Annotated in this window: 20 protein-coding genes and 1 tRNA gene; 20 read left to right on the top strand and 1 reads right to left on the bottom strand. The window is 46.2% G+C overall.

Annotated features, from left to right (window positions below; all coding sequences use genetic code 11):
- Positions 1-3 precede the first annotated feature (3 nt).
- From yabN to ACFPRA_RS18560, 6 genes are all read left to right on the top strand, one after another.
- Positions 4-1,464 (top strand): bifunctional methyltransferase/pyrophosphohydrolase YabN, encoded by a 1,461-nt coding sequence (gene yabN, locus ACFPRA_RS18585; RefSeq protein ID WP_381438002.1) that lies wholly within the window; start codon positions 4-6, stop codon positions 1,462-1,464.
- Entirely contained in the window at positions 1,461-1,751 is a 291-nt protein-coding gene (locus ACFPRA_RS18580) for an RNA-binding S4 domain-containing protein (RefSeq protein WP_381438000.1), read from the top strand. The genes yabN and ACFPRA_RS18580 overlap by 4 nt, the downstream gene beginning before the upstream one ends.
- 78 nt (positions 1,752-1,829) lie before the next feature.
- Positions 1,830-2,126 (top strand): sporulation protein YabP, encoded by a 297-nt coding sequence (gene yabP / locus ACFPRA_RS18575; protein WP_381437998.1) that lies wholly within the window; start codon positions 1,830-1,832, stop codon positions 2,124-2,126.
- Positions 2,123-2,590 carry a spore cortex biosynthesis protein YabQ gene (gene yabQ / locus ACFPRA_RS18570; protein ID WP_381437995.1) on the top strand — a complete coding sequence of 156 codons (468 nt, stop codon included), beginning with the start codon at positions 2,123-2,125 and terminating at the stop codon, positions 2,588-2,590. Before yabP ends, yabQ begins: the two co-directional genes overlap by 4 nt.
- A gap of 102 nt (positions 2,591-2,692) precedes the next feature.
- On the top strand, positions 2,693-3,109 hold the full coding sequence (locus ACFPRA_RS18565) for a septum formation initiator family protein (RefSeq protein WP_381437992.1): 417 nt from the start codon (positions 2,693-2,695) through the stop codon (positions 3,107-3,109).
- A gap of 129 nt (positions 3,110-3,238) precedes the next feature.
- A complete protein-coding gene (locus ACFPRA_RS18560) occupies positions 3,239-3,664 on the top strand; it encodes a S1 domain-containing RNA-binding protein (RefSeq protein ID WP_381437990.1) in 426 nt (141 codons plus the stop codon).
- A gap of 209 nt (positions 3,665-3,873) precedes the next feature.
- Here ACFPRA_RS18560 and ACFPRA_RS18555 read toward each other — a convergent pair.
- Positions 3,874-3,947 (bottom strand) — tRNA-Met (locus tag ACFPRA_RS18555).
- Positions 3,948-4,157: 210 nt separating this feature from the next.
- Between ACFPRA_RS18555 and ACFPRA_RS18550 the strand changes: the two genes are divergently transcribed.
- The 14 genes from ACFPRA_RS18550 to lysS all read left to right on the top strand — a co-directional run bounded on the left by ACFPRA_RS18550 (position 4,158) and on the right by lysS (position 20,885).
- Positions 4,158-6,575, top strand: a complete 2,418-nt coding sequence (locus tag ACFPRA_RS18550) for a SpoIIE family protein phosphatase (RefSeq protein WP_381437988.1) — start codon at positions 4,158-4,160, stop codon at positions 6,573-6,575.
- A gap of 108 nt (positions 6,576-6,683) precedes the next feature.
- The gene (tilS, locus tag ACFPRA_RS18545) at positions 6,684-8,087 is read left to right on the top strand and encodes a tRNA lysidine(34) synthetase TilS (protein WP_381437986.1); all 1,404 of its coding nucleotides are present in this window, start codon (positions 6,684-6,686) and stop codon (positions 8,085-8,087) included.
- Between the two features lie 29 nt (positions 8,088-8,116).
- On the top strand, positions 8,117-8,659 hold the full coding sequence (gene hpt / locus ACFPRA_RS18540; protein ID WP_381437984.1) for a hypoxanthine phosphoribosyltransferase: 543 nt from the start codon (positions 8,117-8,119) through the stop codon (positions 8,657-8,659).
- 115 nt (positions 8,660-8,774) lie between these two features.
- The gene (gene ftsH, locus ACFPRA_RS18535; RefSeq protein WP_381437982.1) at positions 8,775-10,799 is read left to right on the top strand and encodes an ATP-dependent zinc metalloprotease FtsH; all 2,025 of its coding nucleotides are present in this window, start codon (positions 8,775-8,777) and stop codon (positions 10,797-10,799) included.
- A gap of 469 nt (positions 10,800-11,268) precedes the next feature.
- Complete coding sequence (locus ACFPRA_RS18530; RefSeq protein ID WP_381437980.1) at positions 11,269-12,033, top strand: type III pantothenate kinase; 765 nt, start codon at positions 11,269-11,271, stop codon at positions 12,031-12,033.
- An 18-nt stretch (positions 12,034-12,051) separates the two neighbouring features.
- Positions 12,052-12,939, top strand: a complete 888-nt coding sequence (gene hslO, locus ACFPRA_RS18525; protein WP_381437978.1) for an Hsp33 family molecular chaperone HslO — start codon at positions 12,052-12,054, stop codon at positions 12,937-12,939.
- Positions 12,917-13,849, top strand: coding sequence for a peptidyl-prolyl cis-trans isomerase (locus tag ACFPRA_RS18520; RefSeq protein ID WP_381437976.1), 933 nt, complete (start codon positions 12,917-12,919; stop codon positions 13,847-13,849). Before hslO ends, ACFPRA_RS18520 begins: the two co-directional genes overlap by 23 nt.
- Positions 13,850-14,030: 181 nt before the next feature.
- Positions 14,031-14,954: a cysteine synthase A gene (gene cysK / locus ACFPRA_RS18515; RefSeq protein WP_381437974.1), complete on the top strand. Its 924-nt coding sequence runs from the start codon at positions 14,031-14,033 to the stop codon at positions 14,952-14,954.
- A gap of 259 nt (positions 14,955-15,213) precedes the next feature.
- On the top strand, positions 15,214-16,623 hold the full coding sequence (locus tag ACFPRA_RS18510) for an anthranilate synthase component I family protein (protein ID WP_381437971.1): 1,410 nt from the start codon (positions 15,214-15,216) through the stop codon (positions 16,621-16,623).
- 16 nt (positions 16,624-16,639) lie between these two features.
- Entirely contained in the window at positions 16,640-17,494 is an 855-nt protein-coding gene (gene pabC / locus ACFPRA_RS18505; protein WP_381437969.1) for an aminodeoxychorismate lyase, read from the top strand.
- Positions 17,494-18,345: a dihydropteroate synthase gene (folP, locus tag ACFPRA_RS18500; RefSeq protein WP_381437967.1), complete on the top strand. Its 852-nt coding sequence runs from the start codon at positions 17,494-17,496 to the stop codon at positions 18,343-18,345. The genes pabC and folP overlap by 1 nt, the downstream gene beginning before the upstream one ends.
- A 7-nt stretch (positions 18,346-18,352) precedes the next feature.
- Positions 18,353-18,721 carry a dihydroneopterin aldolase gene (gene folB, locus ACFPRA_RS18495; RefSeq protein ID WP_381438085.1) on the top strand — a complete coding sequence of 123 codons (369 nt, stop codon included), beginning with the start codon at positions 18,353-18,355 and terminating at the stop codon, positions 18,719-18,721.
- Complete coding sequence (gene folK, locus ACFPRA_RS18490) at positions 18,718-19,236, top strand: 2-amino-4-hydroxy-6-hydroxymethyldihydropteridine diphosphokinase (RefSeq protein ID WP_381437964.1); 519 nt, start codon at positions 18,718-18,720, stop codon at positions 19,234-19,236. The genes folB and folK overlap by 4 nt, the downstream gene beginning before the upstream one ends.
- 158 nt (positions 19,237-19,394) lie before the next feature.
- The gene (gene lysS / locus ACFPRA_RS18485) at positions 19,395-20,885 is read left to right on the top strand and encodes a lysine--tRNA ligase (protein ID WP_381437961.1); all 1,491 of its coding nucleotides are present in this window, start codon (positions 19,395-19,397) and stop codon (positions 20,883-20,885) included.
- Positions 20,886-21,376 lie beyond the last annotated feature (491 nt).

The following is a 21,376-nucleotide window of genomic DNA, read 5'->3' as shown; positions in this document are numbered from 1 at the left end:
AAGATGCATCAGTTAACAGTGATCGGTCTTGGGGCAGGTGACCTTGCTCAATTATCTATCGGGACTTATCGAAAATTAAAAGAAGCGGAACATCTTGTCGCGCGGACAGATCAGCACCCTGCTATCGCGGAATTAAGGGCGGAGGGTGTCGCGTTAACAAGCTTCGACGAAATTTACGAAAACAATGATTCCTTCCAAGTAGTCTATGAAAAGATTGTAGACGAGCTACTGAAGATGTGTGGGGAACGTCCGGTTACCTATGTTGTTCCAGGGCATCCTCTTGTCGCAGAACGGACTGTTCAACTTTTGATTGAGAAGGAGCGGGAAGGCGACGTCAAATTGGATATTGCAGGAGGAAACAGCTTCCTGGATCCAATATTTGCGGCATTGCGCATCGATCCGATCGAAGGTTTTCAGTTGCTGGACGGCACGGATATCCAACGGGATGCTGTGCAGATGACGCAACATGTGTTGATTGCCCAAGTGTATGATGCTTTTGTCGCCTCCGAAGTGAAGTTATCACTTATGGAGAAGTACGCATATGACCATCTGGTGACAATTGTCACAGCAGCAGGTTCTAAGGATGAAAAACTGACGACAGTTCCATTGTTTGAATTGGACCGGGTGACTGAAATCGACAACTTGACGACGATCTATGTCCCTCCGGCCGTTTCGCGGGAGGAGCGGTTGAAAGATTGGTCGACCTTCAGGGAGATCATCGCAGCCTTGCGTGCACCAGATGGCTGTCCTTGGGACCGCGAACAAACCCACGAGACATTGAAACGACATCTGATTGAGGAAGCGCATGAATTGCTTGAGGCGATCAATCAGCAGGACGACGAGGCTATTGTTGAAGAACTCGGGGACGTATTATTACAAGTGTTCTTGCATGCACAAATCGGTGAAGATGAAGGATATTTTGCAATGGAGGACGTGTTACAAGCTGTCGCTTCGAAAATGATCCGTCGTCATCCGCATGTTTTCGGAAATGACAATGTAGAGAGCTCGGAAGAAGTGCTTCAAAATTGGCAGGAGATTAAAAATAGTGAAAAGCCGCAAACGGCATCCCTTTTGGATGGACAGGACCGTCATACATCATCCCTTCTGACATCCTTCAATTATCAGAAGGCGGCGGCAAGGGTCGGGTTTGATTGGCCGGCAATCGATGGGGCAATTGAAAAGTTCAAAGAGGAATGGCAGGAGTTCCAGCATGAGGTCCAGCAAGGAACGAAGGAACGCCAAATGGACGAACTGGGAGATGTGCTGTTCACAATCGTCAACATTTCCCGCTTCCTGAAACTTTCTCCGGAGGAAGCGATGGTCCATGCCAACCAGAAATTCAAATCCCGTTTTGCATTTGTGGAAGCTTGTGTAAAAGAAGACCGCGGTCATTTTTCCGATTATACACTCGATGAACTGGAAGCGTTTTGGCAACAAGCAAAAGAAAGGGGAGAGCATGCATGAGACTTGATAAATTTTTGAAAGTATCCCGCCTCATTAAACGACGGACACTTGCTAAACAAGTGGCTGACCAAGGCCGTATTACGATCAATGGGAAAGTTGCGAAAGCCTCTTCCGTAGTGAAAGAAGGCGATGAGTTGGCGATTCGTTTCGGTCAGAAAATCGTCACAGTGAACATTGATCAGCTGAAAGATACGACGAAAAAAGAAGATGCAGCATCGATGTACACCATTTTGAAAGAGGAGAAGCTTGAAAAAGTGGAGCCAGAATTTATTGACGATGAAGCATGACGGGGATTTCCCTGTCATGTTTTTTTATGTGCAGGCATATGATGGCTATGAACGTACAAGCAGAGGAGGAAGCATAGTATGCAAATTCAAACAGACAGTCCTACGTACGCTATACCGTCCGGCGATCATGTCGTCACAATGCGTAACAGAAAAAGGATGGACCTCACATCAGTCAAATCGATCGACCGCTTCGATCAGGAAGAGTTTCTTGTTCGGACATCACAGGGGCTGTTGCAAATACGCGGAGAGGAACTGCGCATCGTCCATCTGGATGTCGATAAAGGACTTCTCACATTGGAAGGAACGGTTACGACTATCCAATATGATGAAGAAGAAACAGGTTCACGGAATTTCCTCCATAAATTGTTTGGATGAGTCTATCTGTTCAGTTTCTTAGCTTGCTTGCGATGATTGGGACAGGCATTGTAGCGGGGGCGTTCATGGACATGATCGGGACGGGGACTGCCTATGCGGGAAAAAAGTCATTCATTCGAAAATATGCTGTAGCCATTGAAGTGATCGGGTGGGTGCTCGTCGGCTGTGGAACATTTTATGTTCTTTACCTTGTAAGAGACGGAGCTTGGCGGATGTATGATCCGGTTGCCCAAGTGAGCGGATTGTTGTTATACGCAAGTTTTTTTTATCGCCCGTTCCGTCTGTTAGGAAGAATTGTGCTCTTATTAGTCGTTAAGCCGCTTTGGTTCTTGATTCGTCTAATTGTTTCCATCGTCCGTCAAATCATCCGTTTGCTCATGAAAATTCTTTCAGTACTTGTGCTGCCTTTTGTCAAGCTCTTCCGTCTCATTTCTATGAAAGGCTTTAAAAGAAAAGAGAAGTGAGCTATAATCGATATACTAACCGCTTGTCCCCCTTATCGTTCGGGCAAGATCGAATGGGGTCAAGACTTCCGGTGGATTCGATTAGGAGAGGAAGTGCAGGACATGGAACAGAAGAAGAGGAAATCGTCCGCAACTATCGCGTCGATCGAAACCGAATATGTCCGCTCCCTGCAAAAGAAAGCAAGCAGGAAGCACGCGCGAAAAATCCGGTTATATCGTAGATTGACTGTCTTTGCGGTAGTGGCGGCGATTATTCTTGTCGGCATGACGCAAATGTACATGAAGCAAAAACAGGTACTGGAAGCGAAGGAACTCGAAAAGATGGAAAAGACTGCCCAACTCGAAGAGGTACAACAGGAACAGGAAGCATTGAACAGACAGCTTATCAAATTGGATGATGATGACTATATTGCGAAGTTAGCGCGTAAAGACTACTTCTTGTCTGAAAACAACGAGATTATTTTCTCCATTCCAGAAAATAAGAAGAAAACGGATAAAAAAGACAACGGAAAAGAGTAGTCTTATTGACACTCTTTTTTTGTTGGCTATAATGGGAGTAAGAATCTTGCATTTTGCAGGGCTCGTCAAAGCGGTTGCAAAGCTACCGACGAGGAGTCCGCTTAAATTTTAAGGAGGAGCATTTTTTTTATGTCAATTGAAGTAGGCAGCAAGTTAGAGGGGAAAGTAACAGGAATCACAAACTTCGGAGCATTTGTTGAGCTACCGAACGGTTCGACAGGTTTAGTCCATATTAGTGAAGTGGCGGACAATTATGTCAAGGATATCAATGATCATTTGAAAGTCGGCGACGTGATTGAAGTGAAAGTGATGAATGTCGGTACTGATGGAAAAATCGGATTATCGATTAGAAAAGCAAAGCCGGAATCAGAGCGTCCGGAACGTCCTCAACGCCCTCAACGTCCTCGTCATGGTGGTGGTCGTCCATCGAACGATCGCCCAGAGAATTTTGAGCAGAAGATGGCGAAATTCATGAAAGATAGCGAAGAGCGACTTTCTACTTTGAAGAGAGCAACAGAATCGAAACGCGGTGGACGCGGCGCAAGAAGAGGGTAATTTGCTAGCTGTTTCAATTCATGAAAAAATGTACAGTAGATAAAATAGCGGCGGACAATAGGTGACTTACCTAGCGTCCGCCGCTTTTCGTCATACTTGTTTTCAATTGTCGCATTTCTTGAAGTCGGTAGCACTGTATCCTAAGAAACAACAAAAAAGCGGTCTTGTCACAAAGGTATTTACCTTGTGGACAAGACCGCTTAGAAGGATGGCGGCAGAGGGGATCGAACCCCCGACCTTACGGGTATGAACCGTACGCTCTAGCCAGCTGAGCTACGCCGCCAGTATAGGTTCCGGAGGTGTTCAATGGGACATCTCGGAACAACAGTTTCTATCATACATGCGAATGATCTTCCTGTCAACACTTCTTGGAAAAAAGAAAAACAGTTCATAAGAAGTCGAAATATTTTGTTTGCCAATTGTCAGGAACAGACAATTTCTTTCCGTTTGCTTATGTATACTGGGTGCATAGTAGACATAGGGGGAATGGGAAATGAAACTGATAGACAATGTAGCACGACCTGTTGGCGAGCCGATTCGACTATATTTCGAAACACTCAGCAAGCGTAGGCTGCACATCTTCATTGCAGGTCTATTCTTAGTAGGTTCCTTTTTCTTGGCGCAAGCTGTCTTGTTTGACACAGCTGTCCCGTTTTTTTTGCCGGTATGGGCGTTGGCGCGTGCCCGTTATCGGAAATACTTAATGTGGGTGTTTATCGGTGGTATGTGTGGCAGTGCGTTTCTTGGCTTGGGACAGGCTGTCATCCATTTACTGCAGTTGGCGCTATTCAACGCAGTCACCAAGTACGCATTCATGCGAAAGTCGATGCCGTTGACGGTAGCAGGCTCGATTATCGTCGTCCAAATGCTTTGGCAGTTTTTGATGCATATGGGACAACCGCCTGTCCATACCCAATTATCGATCGGTTTTGAGGCCGTGTTGGCTGCGCTCATGACCTTTTTCCTCTTTATCGCATTCCCGGCTGCCGACCGAATCTATTTCGGTAAATGGACGCCTGAACGGCTTGGAGCGGCGTGTATTATTGGAGCGATGGCTACAACGGGGATGGGGGCCGTTATGATTGGGCATGTTTCAGTTGCGGGTGCTTTGATCCATCTCGCGATTTTGCTCGCAGCTCTTGTTGGAGGCTTGCCATTTTCAACAACCGTAGCAATGATCATCGCTGCCATTGTAGGAATTGCGGAACTATCTTTTACGGGAATGATGGCGGTCTACGGCATGACAGGATTTTTTGCCGGAGCTCTAAGCCGCTTCAAAAAAATCGGCATTGCACTTGGGGGCGTTTCCGTATCGTTATTTTTCCTGCTTTACGATTTAACATTGCCGTTGGATAATTCACACTTCTTTACAATAGGCGTTGCTACGCTCATCTTTTTCCTCATCCCATCGAAAAAGTTGGAGCCGATTCGTCAAGTTTTTCATCCGGAAAATACGGAAGTAACGGAAAAACGTCATAAGTGGTTATCGGATCGGTTGGACGAGCAATTATCTGATTTTCGTCAGTTTTCGGAGTTCATGTCCACGCTTGTCAGCGGCCGTTTCCCGGCTACTGAAAAGTCGGATGCCTCTGCGCTTCAAGATATACCTAAAACATGTCAGTCCTGTTTTCGGTATGCGAAATGTTGGGGAGACGGCAATCATGACATGGCCCAGTTGCTTCAAGATTGGGAAACGACGTATTCTATGACGACAAAGGCGCCACGACACCGGGTGGAAGAAAAGATTAACTATAAATGTATCCGCTTTAATGGGCTAATTACGGAATTGGAAGAGCAATCCGCAAGCCGCTTATTGACGGGACAGTTGCAGCACGGAAGGAAGATGCTGGCACTACAACTACGCGATATGAGTACGCATTTGGACAAAATTATGCATGAAATCAAGGAGGATCTGTCTGTCTACAAGCCTGCTGAAGAAGAATTGGCGAACCGGTTGGAAAAGTTGGGAATTGAATATTTCCAAATCGACGTTTTGGCTGGAGAACGCGGGTCCCGTCGCGTCGTTTGTTGTATTCCAGAGAAGCGCTCGGATTTTGAAACGGATACGACTGTTGCAGAAAGGCTTATCTTGCCGGTTCTCGAAGAAATGTATGAGGAGCCGTTTCAAGTCGCCAAATCTCTCGTTAAACAAGAACCGTTCCCGCATCTGCAATTGACCTTCACTTCTGCCGTTCGTTTTTCGCTTGATTACGGCATTGTAGCGGCAGCGGGAGGGGGGACTTTCCACGCGGGCGACGCCTATGAAGTGTTTCCACTCCATGATGGCTTGACGGCCGTCTTGTTATCAGATGGGATGGGGAAAGATTTGAATGCCTATCGGGAAAGTAGAAAAGTGATCCGGCTGATGCGCGAATGCCTAAACCGTAAAATGGATCCAGAAACCGCTATGCATACGCTTCATTACATGATGTCCTTAAATGGACTGGATGATATGTATGCTACGCTCGATTTAGCTTTAGTAGATTTACAAGATGGCCGCCTTTGGTCATGGAAAGCTGGTTCAATGAGTACGTATATCAAACGGGGGGAAGACTTCTTGAGAATGGATAGCAAATCGGTACCTGTCGGATTTCTACCTTCTTTCTCGGTCGAGGCGAAAAATGAACAACTCAAGTCAGGAGATATTATCGTTATGATGACCGACGGGGTATTCAATGGGGATGTATCTCTAGAAGAGCAAGAAAAAACATTGTATAGCACGCTTGAAAGATACGGGAGCTATAATTGTGATAAAATTGCAGAACGGATTATGAACAACATGGAAATGAAATATCAGGCTGTATCCGACGATCGGACTGTATTAGTTATGAAGGTTGAGCACGTGCTTCCTTCTTGGTCAAGTTTCAGGCCTTCATCACAATCGCGTAAATTCGTGAAAATGACGGGGTGAAATGATGAACGCCGACAATAACTTGAACTTGGGGCGTCCTATCGATAAGTTTTTTATAATAAATTGATAAAAACGGAAAAGGAATTGGTTGAAGAGGGGGCCGCAAAGGTGAAAAATTTGAATTATACCGTTTTGCGGTTTATCAAGGAACAGTCACTCTTGATGGCAGGAGAGCGGGTTCTTGTCGCTTGTTCCGGTGGTGTCGATTCAGTAGCGCTGTTACATTTTATGGCTACACACCAACGTGAACTGGGCATAGAAGTCGGCGCCGTTCATATAGATCATATGTTACGTGGAGAAGAATCGGCCGAAGATGGGCTGCTTGTAGAACAATTGTGTAAGACGTTAGGTGTGCCGTTTTTTGGCAGGAATGTCCCGGTTCCTCAACTGCTGAAGGAAGGGGGAGGGAATGTGCAAGACGTTTGCCGGACCGGGCGTTATGCTTTGTTTACGGAGCTAATGCAGGAAGAGGCTTATCCTATTTTGGCTACGGCCCATCATGCCGAAGACCAACTTGAAACGGTATTGATGCAAGTGACAAAGGGGAGGAAGCCTGCCGGGATGCCCGTGAAACGGAAGACGGGCGGAGGTATGCTGATCCGTCCGTTCCTGCCGGTCATGAAAGATAGTTTATACGCGTATACTTTCGAACATCAGTTGCAGTATCGGGAAGATCCGAGCAATGAAAGTGACGCCTATATGCGCAACCGTTTCCGTCATCATTTACTCCCGTTCATATTGGAGGAAAACCCTGCTGCCGCCAAAAATGCAGTGAAAATTTCCGGCTGGTTACAGGAAGATGAAGAACTACTTAGCGAGCTGGCTATGGAGCAATATGAACGGATTGTAGACTTTTCGGAAGAGGGGATCGTATCTGTAGAAAAAGAACTGTTTTCCCGCATACACCCTGCTTTACAAAGGCGCATAATTACACTAGTATTAAGGTATATTTACAATGGGGAAACTCTACCCGTTCCATACAATTCCACTCTGATCAATGAACTGCTATTCCATATTTCTGAGCAGAGTGGAAATGTATCAATCAGCCTTCCGCACGGTTATCGATTGCTAAGAGAGTATGATCAGTTGACGTTTGTCCGGGAGCCAAAACAACCGGACGAAGTGTTGCGGAAACAGCTGCCGAAACGGGTTTGGACGGAAATAGGGAATGGTCTGTCCTTTTTTTGGACGGATGTAGAGGATGCCGCTGAAGCATTGCATATGGATGCAGATGACATTTTCTATGTTGATTTGCCCGATTCAGCTTTTCCTTTATCCGTTAGGAAAAGGGAAGAGGGGGACCGGATTTTGTTACACGGTATGAGTCATCCGAAACGCTTATCTAGGCTGTTTATTGATGAAAAAGTACCGATGACAGAGCGGGACCGTTTACCGGTGATCGTAACGGCGCAAGATAGAGTTTGTGCGATTCCAGGATTACGGTATGGTGTGGCGTTTTCACGAAATAGAACAGAGCGGAGTAATTACATAGTTAGTTTGCGGAAGTTCTAATCGATTTGTTGGAAAGAGGAGGAATTTCGATGTTGGAAAAAGATATCGAAGAAGTATTGATCACGGAAGAAGAAATCCAAGGGAAAATTGAAGAACTGGGAGCGGTATTGACAGAAGAATACCAAGATAAGTTCCCGTTGGCTATCGGTGTGTTGAAAGGTGCTCTTCCTTTCATGAGCGATCTTATTAAGCGTGTCGATACTTACATTGAGCTTGACTTCATGGATGTGTCAAGTTATGGGAATGCGACGGTTTCTTCAGGAGAAGTGAAAATCGTCAAGGATTTAAATACAAGTGTCGAAGGGCGCGACGTGCTGATTATCGAGGATATTATCGACAGCGGAAAAACATTGAGCTACCTCGTTGATTTGATGAAGTATAGGAAAGCGAACTCCATAAAAATCGTCACGCTTTTGGATAAGCCTACTGGTCGGAAAGTAGATTTGAAGGCGGATTATGTTTGTTTTGACGTGCCCGATGCGTTTGTGGTCGGATACGGATTGGATTATGCAGAAAAATACAGAAACCTACCTTACATCGGTGTGTTGAAAAAGGAAATCTACTCTTTCTGAAAGCTTCCCAATTTTGTTCCGGGTACGGACGATAAAGCATTTTCGTTGTAGGATGAATCTTACATATGGTAAGATTTACACTAGTTTTCTGTTTAATGAGATGAGGAGGCTTGGGATGAATCGGATACTTCGATACTTTCTATTATACGGGCTGATTTTCCTTGCAATCATGGGGATTTTCAGTTCACTTAATAATACGGATCAAAGGACTAAAGACATTGACTTCACAGAGTTCGTCACCTTGCTTTCGGATGGTAAGGTAAAAGAATTCACACTTCAGCTTGATCAGCTCGTTTACGTGGTCAGAGGTGAAATGGAACCCGCAAAAGGGGATGAAACCGGCGAAATGTTCATCACGAACATGGCGCAAGACAATGAACAAATGATGAATACAGTGACCGCGGCAGCCGAAACGACAAATACGAAGTATAAATTCCTACCGGCACCTTCGACGAGCGCATGGGTATCCTTCTTCACAGGACTCGTACCTTTCATCATCATCTTCATTCTTTTCTTCTTCCTATTGAACCAAGCACAGGGTGGCGGCGGTGGCCGTGTCATGAACTTCGGTAAGAGTAAGGCGAAGCTTCATACGGATGAAAAGAAGAAAGTCCGTTTTACGGATGTCGCAGGAGCAGACGAAGAGAAAGCGGAACTTGTGGAAGTTGTTGACTTCCTGAAAGATTCCCGCAAATTCGCTGAAGTCGGCGCGCGCATTCCGAAGGGAATCCTGTTAGTGGGACCTCCTGGTACGGGTAAAACATTATTGGCACGTGCGGTTGCAGGCGAAGCGGGCGTTCCGTTCTTCTCCATCTCCGGTTCCGACTTCGTTGAAATGTTTGTCGGTGTTGGGGCATCCCGTGTACGTGACCTATTTGAAAATGCAAAAAAGAATGCACCATGTATTATCTTTATTGACGAAATCGATGCAGTAGGCCGTCAACGTGGCGCTGGCCTCGGTGGTGGACACGATGAGCGTGAACAAACATTGAACCAACTCCTCGTTGAGATGGATGGTTTTGGCGAAAACGAAGGAATCATCATCGTAGCGGCTACAAACCGCCCGGATATTCTTGACCCGGCACTTCTACGTCCTGGCCGTTTTGACCGTCAAATTACGGTTGGCCGTCCGGATGTAAAAGGACGGGAAGCGGTTCTGAAAGTGCATGCACGCAACAAACCGCTGGATGATTCGGTTAACTTGAAGGCACTTGCACAACGCACGCCAGGGTTCTCCGGAGCGGATCTTGAAAACTTATTGAACGAAGCGGCATTGGTCGCAGCACGAAGCAACAAATCGAAAATCGATATGTCTGATATCGACGAAGCGACGGACCGTGTCATTGCTGGACCAGCGAAAACAAGCCGGGTCATTTCCGAGAAGGAACGGAATATCGTTGCTTTCCACGAAGCGGGTCACGTTGTTGTTGGACTCATGCTGGATGATGCTGAAATTGTTCATAAGGTAACGATTGTTCCGCGCGGTCAAGCAGGCGGTTATGCCGTAATGCTACCGAAAGAAGACCGTTACTTCATGACGAAGCCGGAACTTCTCGACAAGATCGCTGGCCTTCTTGGAGGGCGTGTTGCGGAGGAGATTGTACTCGGAGAGGTATCTACGGGTGCGCATAATGACTTCCAGCGCGCAACTGGCATCGCGCGTTCGATGGTAACGGAATATGGAATGAGCGACAAGCTTGGACCGATGCAATTTGGTCAATCTCAAGGCGGCAACGTCTTCCTTGGAAGAGATTTCAATTCCGAACAAAACTATTCAGAGCAGATTGCGTATGAAATTGACCAAGAAATGCAAACGATTATTAAAGATCAATATGATCGTACAAGACAAATTCTTACGGACAATCGCAAGTTGCTTGATCTGATTGCAACGACACTTCTTGATGTGGAAACGCTCGATGCCGAACAGATCAACCACTTGAAAGATCACGGTACGCTACCGGATCGTCCATACGATCGTAATGGAGTCGCTAATGCGGATAAAGATGCGGCAAACGAAGGAAATGACACGGTCATTTCCGATGCAACTGGTGCTCCGACAGATCCTTCTGTTGGCGATTTGCCGAAAGAAGAGGCGCCGGATCAGCCATTGAAACCGATCGACGAAGACCGTCGCGGCTAATAATATTAAAACTGACTGTTTCTTTTTGAGACAGTCAGTTTTTGTTTAACTTGATTCGGCAGAAGCCCCCAACTTTCATAAGCGACAGGATGAATGCCAGAATGTATTTTGATCAGTGGGAGTCCAAACTCCCTGTAGCTGACGTTTCGCTTTCAATACAAAAAGATTTGCTGATTAGAGGAACTCAGGCTAAGATCGCCGCACCCAGAAAGTGCCTTAGTTTTGGCAAAAAACGCAGAAATACGGCGAATCAAACCCTTCGCTGTTTAATTGGCAACGCCTGAGTGACCAACATCCTGTTAGCCCTAGCCTCCGGTGGATGTCACAGATTTTGAATTGAGCTTCGCTCAATTCAAAATCTGGACGTAATTACGTCGCGGCGTAATTGATTGGGTACTTGCGCTTTTCCTGAATTGTAAGTGTATGGTATGATGTGTGGGAAAACGTCGAAGTTAGCGAGGAAACCATTATGATTTTAGTGTTGGATACAGGGAATACGAATATCGTCCTAGGTGTCTATGAACATGGACAATTGAAGTATCATTGGCGTATGGAGACCCATCGGCATAAGACAGAAGATGAGTATGCGATGCAAGTGAAAGCTCTCTTTTCGCATGTCGATCTCTCCTTTAGTGATATAAAAGGTATCATTATTTCGTCAGTTGTTCCGCCGGTCATGTTTCCGCTGGAACAAATGTGTAGAAAGTACTTCCATCAAAAACCGCTCGTCGTAGGGCCGGGCATTAAAACTGGTTTGAACATTAAATACGAAAATCCGCGTGAAGTGGGAGCGGACCGAATTGTTAACGCTGTCGCGGCTATCCATGAGTACGGAGATCCACTCATCATCGTGGACTTCGGAACGGCGACGACTTATTGCTATGTCAATGACAAGGCGGAATATATGGGGGGAGCCATTGCACCGGGCATCGGCATTTCAATGGAGGCGTTGTTCGATCGCGCATCCAAGCTACCGCGTATTGAACTGACAAAGCCGGATCATGTCGTCGGGAAAAATACGATAGCAGCTATGCAGGCCGGCATTGTCTATGGATATGTCGGGCAAGTTGAAGGAATCGTTGCGCGGATGAAAGCGCAAAGTAAAGTGGAGCCGAAAGTGATTGCAACAGGTGGCTTGGCCGAGCTGATTGCAAGTGAGACGTCTATCATTGACGTTGTCGATAACTTCCTCACGTTGAAGGGACTTCACTTGATTTACGAACGAAACATGTAAAAGGAGAAGAGAACATACATGAAAGATTACTTAGTAAAAGCGCTCGCCTATGACGGGACAATTCGGGCGTATGCGATCCAATCAACAGAGACGGTTGGCGAAGTGCAAAAACGCCATGCGATGTGGCCGACAGCTACGGCAGCACTCGGTCGTGCGATGACGGCAGCAGTCATGATGGGGGCGATGGTCAAAGGTGAAGATAAATTAACGATCAAAATCGAAGGGAAAGGTCCCATCGGTTCGATGATTATCGATGCCAATGCACACGGAGAGGTACGCGGTTATGTCACCAATCCACAGACGCATTTCGATTTGAATGCCCAAGGCAAGCTCGATGTGAGACGGGCAGTCGGTACAGATGGGATGTTGACGGTCGTAAAGGACTTGGGACTGCGTGATTTCTTTACAGGACAAGTTCCGATTGTTTCCGGTGAGATTGCCGAAGACTTCACACAGTATTTTGCCGTATCGGAGCAAGTTCCTTCCGCTGTCGGACTAGGAGTCCTTGTCAATCCGGATAACACGGTTAAAGCGGCAGGCGGTTTTATCATCCAAGTGATGCCAGGTGCGACTGACGAAACCATCAGTCAACTGGAAGAACGGATTGCAACGGTCGAGCCCATTTCGAAATTGATCGATCGTGGACTTACGCCTGAAGAGATTCTTGGTGAAGTGTTAGGCGCAGATAATGTAGACATTCTGGATCGGATGGATGTTTCATTCAATTGCAATTGCTCGAAAGAACGATTCGGCAATGCCATCATCGGACTTGGGGAACAACAGATCCAAGAGATGATTGAAGAAGACGGAAAAGCGGAAGCGCACTGTTATTTCTGTCTGGAAACATATGTCTATCCGAAAGAGGAACTGGAAGGTTTCATCGATGAAATACGGTCGGGTTCATGAGGCGAAGTCAGCCGGTCCGCAAAAGCGTAAACTGAAGACCAAGCCGCTTCTCATCATAATCGGTATTCTATTTGCAATGAACCTTTTTTGGTTTATTGGCTGGCTCATTCCAGACAAACCAAACAAACCGGTACTACCGGATGAGGAAGTGGCTTCGGTTGCGGGCAAGTCGATTACGAGGGAGCAGTGGATGACGGCGATGGAAGAGAAAGTGGGCCGTGAAACGTTGTTGGATCTCGTTAACGATCAGGTGATGGAGGCGGCTGCCAATCGCTATGACATTACAGTCACCGACAAAGAAATCGATCTTGAAATCGCGTTGATTCGCTCTGTTGACGGGCATGCTTATACAGGTATGGATATGGAAGATATGCGGCAGAAAATTCGTTCGATGCTAATACTCGAAAAGGTACTAACGAAAGACATTGTCATCGGGGACGAGGCAATCGAGGACTATTACGAAGAAAATACTTCTTTGTTCCATACATTGACAACCTATCGCACAGCAATCATCGTCGTTCCGACAAAAGAAGAGGCGGAACAGACATTGGATGAGTTGTCGAAAGGGTCGAGTTTCGAAGTGCTTGCCAAAGAACGGTCCACCGAACTTGCATCGGCAAGCCTCGGAGGAGATATCGGTTACCTCAACGCGTCGACCGATGTGATTGACAAGGCCATTGTAAAAACCGCGACCGATATGAAAGAAGGGGCTATCAGTGATGCCATCCTGTTGGAAGATGGATCATTTGCGATTATCCATGTCAGTGAAGTGATGGAAGGTCAATCCTTCGACTACAAAGACGTCAAAGATTATATTCAACGTGGATTGGCAATGGAACAACTCCCCCGATCGGTCAGTCCGGAAACGTTCTGGAAAGAATTTGACGCGGAATGGTTTTATAGCAAATAAGAATGCTGTTTGGAGACCCGTATAACTAGGTGCATCCAAGCAGCTTTTTATTTAGCGAAGAGATAGATACATTAAAAAATCAATGAGTCCGAAGATTCTATCATTGACAAACCGCATATATTGGTAGTAATATGAAGTCAATAAAGCTTATCAAAATAGTAGGGATTGGGAGAGGATAATCATGACGGTAGTTGGAAACTCTATTGTAGATTTAGTCGGAAAGACACCTTTAGTAAAAGTGAACCGCTTGACAGGCCCGGAGGATGCAGAAGTCTATTTAAAATTGGAATACTTTAACCCGGGCTCCAGCGTTAAAGACCGTATTGCGGTGGCAATGATTGAAGCGGCGGAAAAAGCCGGAGATTTAAAAGAAGGAAGCACGATTATCGAGCCGACAAGTGGGAATACAGGAATCGGTCTTGCAATGGTTGCGGCAGCGAAAGGTTATAAAGCGGTTCTTGTCATGCCGGATACGATGAGTACGGAACGTCGTAACTTGTTACGTGCATACGGGGCTGAGCTTGTTTTGACACCAGGTGCCGAAGGGATGAAAGGTGCAATCTCGAAAGCGGAAGAACTTGCAAAAGAAAATGGTTGGTTTGTTCCACAACAATTCAACAACGAAGCGAATCCTGAAGTTCACCGTTTGACGACGGGCCCTGAAATCGCCGATGCACTGGATCGTGTAGATGCATTCATTTCTGGAATCGGAACAGGCGGTACGATTACGGGTGCAGGAAGTGTGTTGAAGGAACGTTTCCCGGAAGTACAGATCATTGCAGTCGAACCGACAGATTCTCCTGTACTTTCTGGTGGAAACCCGGGTCCGCATAAAATCCAGGGAATTGGTGCTGGATTCGTGCCGAAAGTGTTGGATACGGATATTTACAATGAAATCATTCAAGTGTCGAATGACGAAGCTTATGAAACAGCTAGACGCGCAGCACGTGAAGAAGGGATCCTAGGCGGTGTTTCTTCAGGTGCAGCTATCTACGCGGCATTACAAGTTGCAAAAAGACTTGGAAAAGGAAAAAAAGTCGTTGCGGTTCTTCCTTCAAATGGAGAGCGCTACTTGAGTACACCGCTTTACCAATTCGACGAATAATAATGGGAAGAGAGAAAGGGCTGAGAGGCTCTTTCTTTTTTTGTTTGGAAATCGCTTTTGAGTGTCGTTATTTATTCTGGCGTAAAGGTGTACGCTCGCGGTAAGATGAGTGTAAGAATTTTAACTTCATTCAGCCGCTGCTGAACGAAGATAAAGCCTCCGGCGGATGTCACAGATTTTGAATTGAACTTTGCTCAATTCAAAATCTAGACGCAATTACGCCGAGGAGTAATTGATTCAGTATCGGGAGGCAACAATTATGCAAAAACAGACACCAGATTATACGGCTTCAACGATGACGAAAGCGCAATTTTTCTATGCATATAAAGAGTTGGCGCAGCTACATCGCCGCCATCTCCTTCTTGAAAGTGGGCGCGGTGGTTCTTTATGTATGGCGGGGATTGATCCGCTCGTGACATTACAAACGCTAGAAGGTGATAAACTGCAACTTACTTGGCGGGATGGCACCGTGGAAGTAAGGGAGGGGGAGCCGCTTGAACTGATCGCTGAATTCGTTCAGTCCTATGAGTTGGAATCCATTCCAGGATTGCCAGATTTTCAAGGAGGGGTAACAGGTTTCATCAGCTATGATTATGTGCGCCGCTACGAACCGATCCCTGAAGTTGCGGTCGATGACTTGGATACGCCTGATCTATTCTTTTATTTATTCGATCGATGGGCGGTTTTAGATATTCAAACAGAGACCGCTTATTTCATGACACTTCCGAACCGGGGCTTGGAACCTGCGATGCTTGAGGCGGAGTGGCTGGCAGCTGCTGAACAAGGGGTGAGCAAACAAGTTTTCGAAGCTGGTAGTGCGGAGGAAGTCTCTTTGGGACAAGAAGACCTCGCTGTGTCGGTTACAGGTCCACAATTTGAGCAGATGGTCCGCGATGTGCAAAGCTATATTGCCAACGGGGACGTCGTGCAAGTGAATCTGACGGTCAGACAGTCGAAGCCGCTCGCTGTACAACCGCTTGCGATGTATGAAGCACTCCGTTCCTTTAATCCATCGCCGTATATGGCATCGATCGGTTCTCCGGATTTTGCGGTCGTTTCGGGGTCTCCTGAACTGCTGCTGAAAAAACGCGGTGCCGAACTGAGTACACGTCCAATAGGCGGAACGCGGCGCCGTGGGAAAGACGAACAGGAAGATGCCGCGTTATATGCAGAACTGTTGTCGAATGAAAAAGAGAAAGGCGAACATATTATGCTCGTCGATTTGGAAAAAGAAGATTTTGAACGTATTTGTAGACCGGGAACGGTGGAGACAAATGAATTCATGGTCGTGGAAAAATATTCGCATGTCATGCACCTCGTTTCGAATGTCCGAGGAACAGCGGCGGATGGTTTATCGAATGCGGAGATCGTCAAAGGTGTATTTCCCGGCGGTTCGATAACGGGCTCTCCCAAACTGCGTACGATGGAAATTATTGAAGAGTTGGAGCCGACGCGGAGAGGCCTCTATACGGGATCGATCGGGTGGTTTGGATTCAATGGCGATCTAGAGTTGAATATAGTCATCCGGACGGCTTATATCAAAAATGGGATCGCGCATATCCAAGCAGGAGCAGGTCTTGTAGCGGATTCGGTACCGGAAGCGGAATACGTTGAATCGTTAAATAAGGCAAAAGCGCTCTGGCAAGCGAAGGCGATGGCAGAAAACTAAGAATGGAGGGGCTGGCATGTGGTGCTGGATGAATGGCGAATATAGGCGTGCGGAAGATTTGAGGATTTCACCTTTCGACCACGGCTATTTGTATGGCGCAGGTTTTTTTGAAACGTTTCGGACATATGAAGGGAACGCATGGTTGTTCAGCCAACATATGGACAGGCTGCGTACAGCGTTGGAAGAGTATCGCATTGCAATGCCGTATGGGGATGCAGAAATCCTTGAGGTTGTGCATCAGTTGGATGTGTTAAGTGGTGGCCATGACGGTTATTTTAGATTGAACGTCTCTGCCGGTGTCCATGATATCGGGCTTGCGCCTTCCACTTATGCATCACCAACTGTCATCGTATTTCGAAAAGAACTTCCACCGACCGTCCGGGGGACAGAAAAGAAGGCTGTTTGGCTCGAGACGCCTCGCAATCGCCCGGAAAGCGTTGTGCGCCACAAATCCCATAATTTTTTAAATAATGTTCGAGGGCGGTTGGAACTCCCTTCATTGAAAGAGTTAGAAGGAATATTTCTCACGGAAGCAGGTTTTGTTGCGGAAGGAGTCACGTCCAATGTGTTTTGGGTCGAAGATGGAACGCTATTCACGCCAGCGATTGAAACGGGCATTCTTCCGGGGACTACCCGCGCTTTCGTGATCGAGCTTGCTCGTTCATTGGGAGTGGAAGTGAAACAAGGGTTGTATAGCCAAGAAGATGTAGAAAGAGCAGATGAATTATTTGTCACGAACGCGGTGCAGGAAATCGTACCTTTATCGGCAATCGGAGACAAATCGTTCCTGGGAGCTTCCGGGGTTTGTTACCAAAAGCTCCACGGGAGTTATATGCAGGCAATAAATGAAATGAAAGAAGGTGGCCAGTGATGGAATTGACGAAAGCACGGGACCATTACCGGTTTGGAAACACGACGTTGGATTTTACAAAAGAAACGATCATTATGGGAATTTTGAATGTGACACCAGATTCGTTTTCAGACGGTGGAAAATACGCTGCAATCGATGCTGCACTTAAACATGCGGAAACAATGCTGCGCGATGGTGCGAAAATCATCGATGTGGGTGGTGAGTCGACTCGGCCGGGCCATATACAAATTTCGGTGGAAGAGGAGATTGAACGCACAGCTCCCGTCATCGAGGCGTTGGCAAAAGAATTCGGCTGTGTAATGTCCATCGATACATATAAAGCACAAGTGGCAGAGGCCGCGGTTCAAGCAGGGGCACATATCATCAATGATATTTGGGGAGCGAAGTACGATCCAGCCATTGCGGAAGTGGCAGCTAAATACGAAGTACCGATCATTTTGATGCATAATCGTCAAGATGTAAATTATGGAACGGCCTTCATGGATGAAGTCATTGTTGATCTGGAAGAAAGTGTCGCCATTGCGGTACGGGCGGGCGTTAAGCATGAAAACATATGGCTCGATCCGGGTATCGGTTTTGCGCGGAATACGATGCAGAACATTTGGACGATGCAAGAACTGCGTCGAATATCGAATATGGGTTATCCGGTTCTACTAGGCACGTCACGCAAATCTTTTATTGGCAATATCATGGATTTACCTGTCGAGGAACGGTTGGAAGGGACTGGCGCAACAGTCTGTTTTGGCATTGAGCATGGCTGTCATCTCATGCGTGTACATGATGTAAAAGAAATTGCACGAATGGCAAAAATGATGGATGTGTTGACAGGAAAAACGGTATTTGAAGGGTAGGATTGATTTGGATTATATTCATCTGAATGAAATGGAGTTTTATGGCTATCATGGCGTATTGCCCGAAGAGACAAAGTTGGGTCAGCGCTTTCGTGTGACGGTTTCACTTGCGGTGAATTTATCGGAAGCCGGGAAAACCGATGAGTTAGATAAGACGGTCAATTATGCGGCAGTCTATAGTGTGTGCCAATCCGTTGTGGAAGGCAAACCTCTTAAATTGATCGAGGCCGTTGCAGAAACAATTGCGGATGAGATTAAGAGAAAATTTGCCGATAAAGTATTTGGCGTCCGTGTTGTATTGGTCAAGCCGGATCCGCCAATACCCGGCCATTATGCCTCGGTGGCGGTCGAAATTACGAGGGGGCGCTTCGTGTGAATTTGTCGTACATTTCGATCGGTTCAAATATCGGAGACCGATTCCGCCGTCTTCAGGAGGCGACACTGGCCCTTCATACATATGGAGGGGTGGAAGTGTTAGCTGTTTCCTCTGTCTATGAAACGGAGCCCGTCGGTTATACTGTCCAAGCGAATTTTCTTAATCTGGTTGTGAAGATCGGAACGGATTTAAGCGCACAGGATTTGCTGGAAGCATGTCAAAAAATTGAACAAGAACTTGGGCGCGAACGTACAGTTAGATGGGGTCCCCGCACGGTAGACCTTGACATTTTACTGTACAATAACGACAATATTGCAGTGGAGAAGTTGACTGTACCGCATCCGCGTATGCATGAACGGGCATTTGTTCTCATTCCCCTTCTTGAAATCGAGCCATCCATCGCCCATCCGGTGACGGGAAGGTTATTTTCAGAGGAAGCTGCTGTCCAAGACAGTGGCGTTGTGTTATGGAAAAGGATTGACGGAGTCGAACATTTCTTGCAAATGAAGGAATGACACTGTATTAAAAATGATTCGGGCTGTCATATTATGTGGCGGCTTTTTTTATTACATAATGGATCCTCGGATAAGTAATACGTGTCCAGTCGGCGCAAATTGTGTACAATAGGTGCATGCTGTCTAATGCATCGGATAAAAATGAAGGAGTGAAAGAAATGTCCCATTTGGATGAACTAAACGATCAGCTTCTGGTGAGACGCCAGAAGATGGAAGATATACGGGAAAGCGGATTGGATCCGTTCGGTTCAAGATTTGAACGGACACATCTGTCGAATGAGATAAGGGAACAATATGAAGAGCTATCGAAAGAAGAGCTTGATGAAACACCACACGAAGTGAAAATTGCGGGCCGGATCATGACGAAGCGCGGTAAAGGAAAAGCAGGATTCGCTCATTTACAAGACCTCGGCGGCCAAATCCAAATTTACGTGAGACAAGATGCCATTGGTGAAGAGGCATACAAACTCTTCAATAGTACGGATCTAGGGGATATCGTTGGGATTTCAGGAACGGTATTTAAAACTAAAGTCGGTGAATTATCCGTAAAAGCGACTGAATTCACGTTCTTGACAAAAGCATTGCGTCCTCTACCGGAGAAATTCCACGGGTTGAAAGATATTGAACAACGCTATCGTCAACGTTATTTGGACTTGATTGCAACAGAGGGAAGCAAAGAGACATTCATCCTCAGAAGTAAGATCATTCAATCGATGCGCCGTTACTTAGATGGACAAGGTTTCTTGGAAGTCGAAACGCCAATGCTTCACTCAATTGCAGGAGGAGCTTCAGCACGTCCGTTTATCACGCATCATAATACGCTCGATATGGAACTTTATATGCGTATTGCTATCGAACTCCATTTAAAACGACTCATTGTAGGAGGGCTCGAGAAAGTTTATGAAATCGGTCGCGTATTCCGGAATGAAGGGATCTCAACGCGCCATAACCCTGAATTTACAATGATTGAGTTATACGAAGCGTATGCGGATTATAAAGACATCATGGAACTAACGGAAAATTTAATCGCGCATATTGCACAAGAAGTCCTCGGAACAACGCAAGTACAATATGGTGAAGACACGATTGACCTTGCGCCGGGCTGGACACGTCTCCACATGGCGGATGCAGTCAAAGAATATACAGGCGTTGACTTCTGGAAAGAAATGACGAAAGAAGAAGCGCATGCACTCGCGAAAGAACATGGAGTAGAAGTGGCGCCTCCAATGGAAGTAGGGCATGTATTGAATGAGTTCTTCGAACAAAAAGTGGAAGAACAACTTGTACAACCAACATTCATCTACGGCCATCCGGTTGAGATCTCTCCGCTTGCGAAGAAAAATGCAGAAGATGGTCGCTTCACAGATCGCTTCGAATTATTTATCGTTCGTCGTGAACATGCAAATGCCTTTACAGAACTGAACGATCCAATTGATCAACGCCAGCGCTTCGAAGCGCAATTAGTTGAAAAAGAACAAGGAAACGATGAAGCGCATGAAATGGATGAAGACTTCATTGAAGCACTTGAATATGGTTTACCGCCAACAGGAGGACTCGGAATCGGAGTCGATCGCCTCGTCATGCTATTGACGAATGCACAATCGATTCGCGACATCCTACTCTTCCCGCAAATGCGTTCAAAAGAATAAAGGGTTCTCCCCTGTGCAAAGCTGTTTCAATACGCTCTGCATGGGGGATTTTGTTTTCATTTGTTTCAGGAGAAGCCTTCCGCTTCTATAAAGAGGGTGGTAGGAGTGATTCAATGAGAGAGGGTATAAATGTTAGACGCAATTACTCCGAGTTATAGTTGATTAAAATAAAATGACATGTATTTCGAAATTAGTGTTGCAATAGGAAAGACATGCTGGTATAGTAGAGAACGTTGCGCTTCCGGTATACGGAAACAACGAAAAAAGTTTAAAAAAGTTATTGACTTCTATCCAGCGAAGAGTTATGATAGAAAGCGTCGCACTTCTGGTGTACGAAACAACAACAAAAGAAATTAAAAAAGTTGTTGACATCGAATCGATAAAGTGATAAGATATAAGAGTTGCTGCTGAAACGCAGTAATGATATGAACCTTGAAAACTGAACAGCAAAACGTTAACAAATACAGTTTGTCGAACCGACTCTGTCGGGG

Origin of the sequence: Sporosarcina soli (genome assembly GCF_042655805.1) — a bacterium.
Classification (GTDB): Bacteria; Bacillota; Bacilli; order Bacillales_A; family Planococcaceae; genus Sporosarcina; species Sporosarcina soli.
The sequence above is the reverse complement of the archived record's forward strand: the minus strand, read 5'-3'. Positions and strand labels throughout refer to the sequence as shown.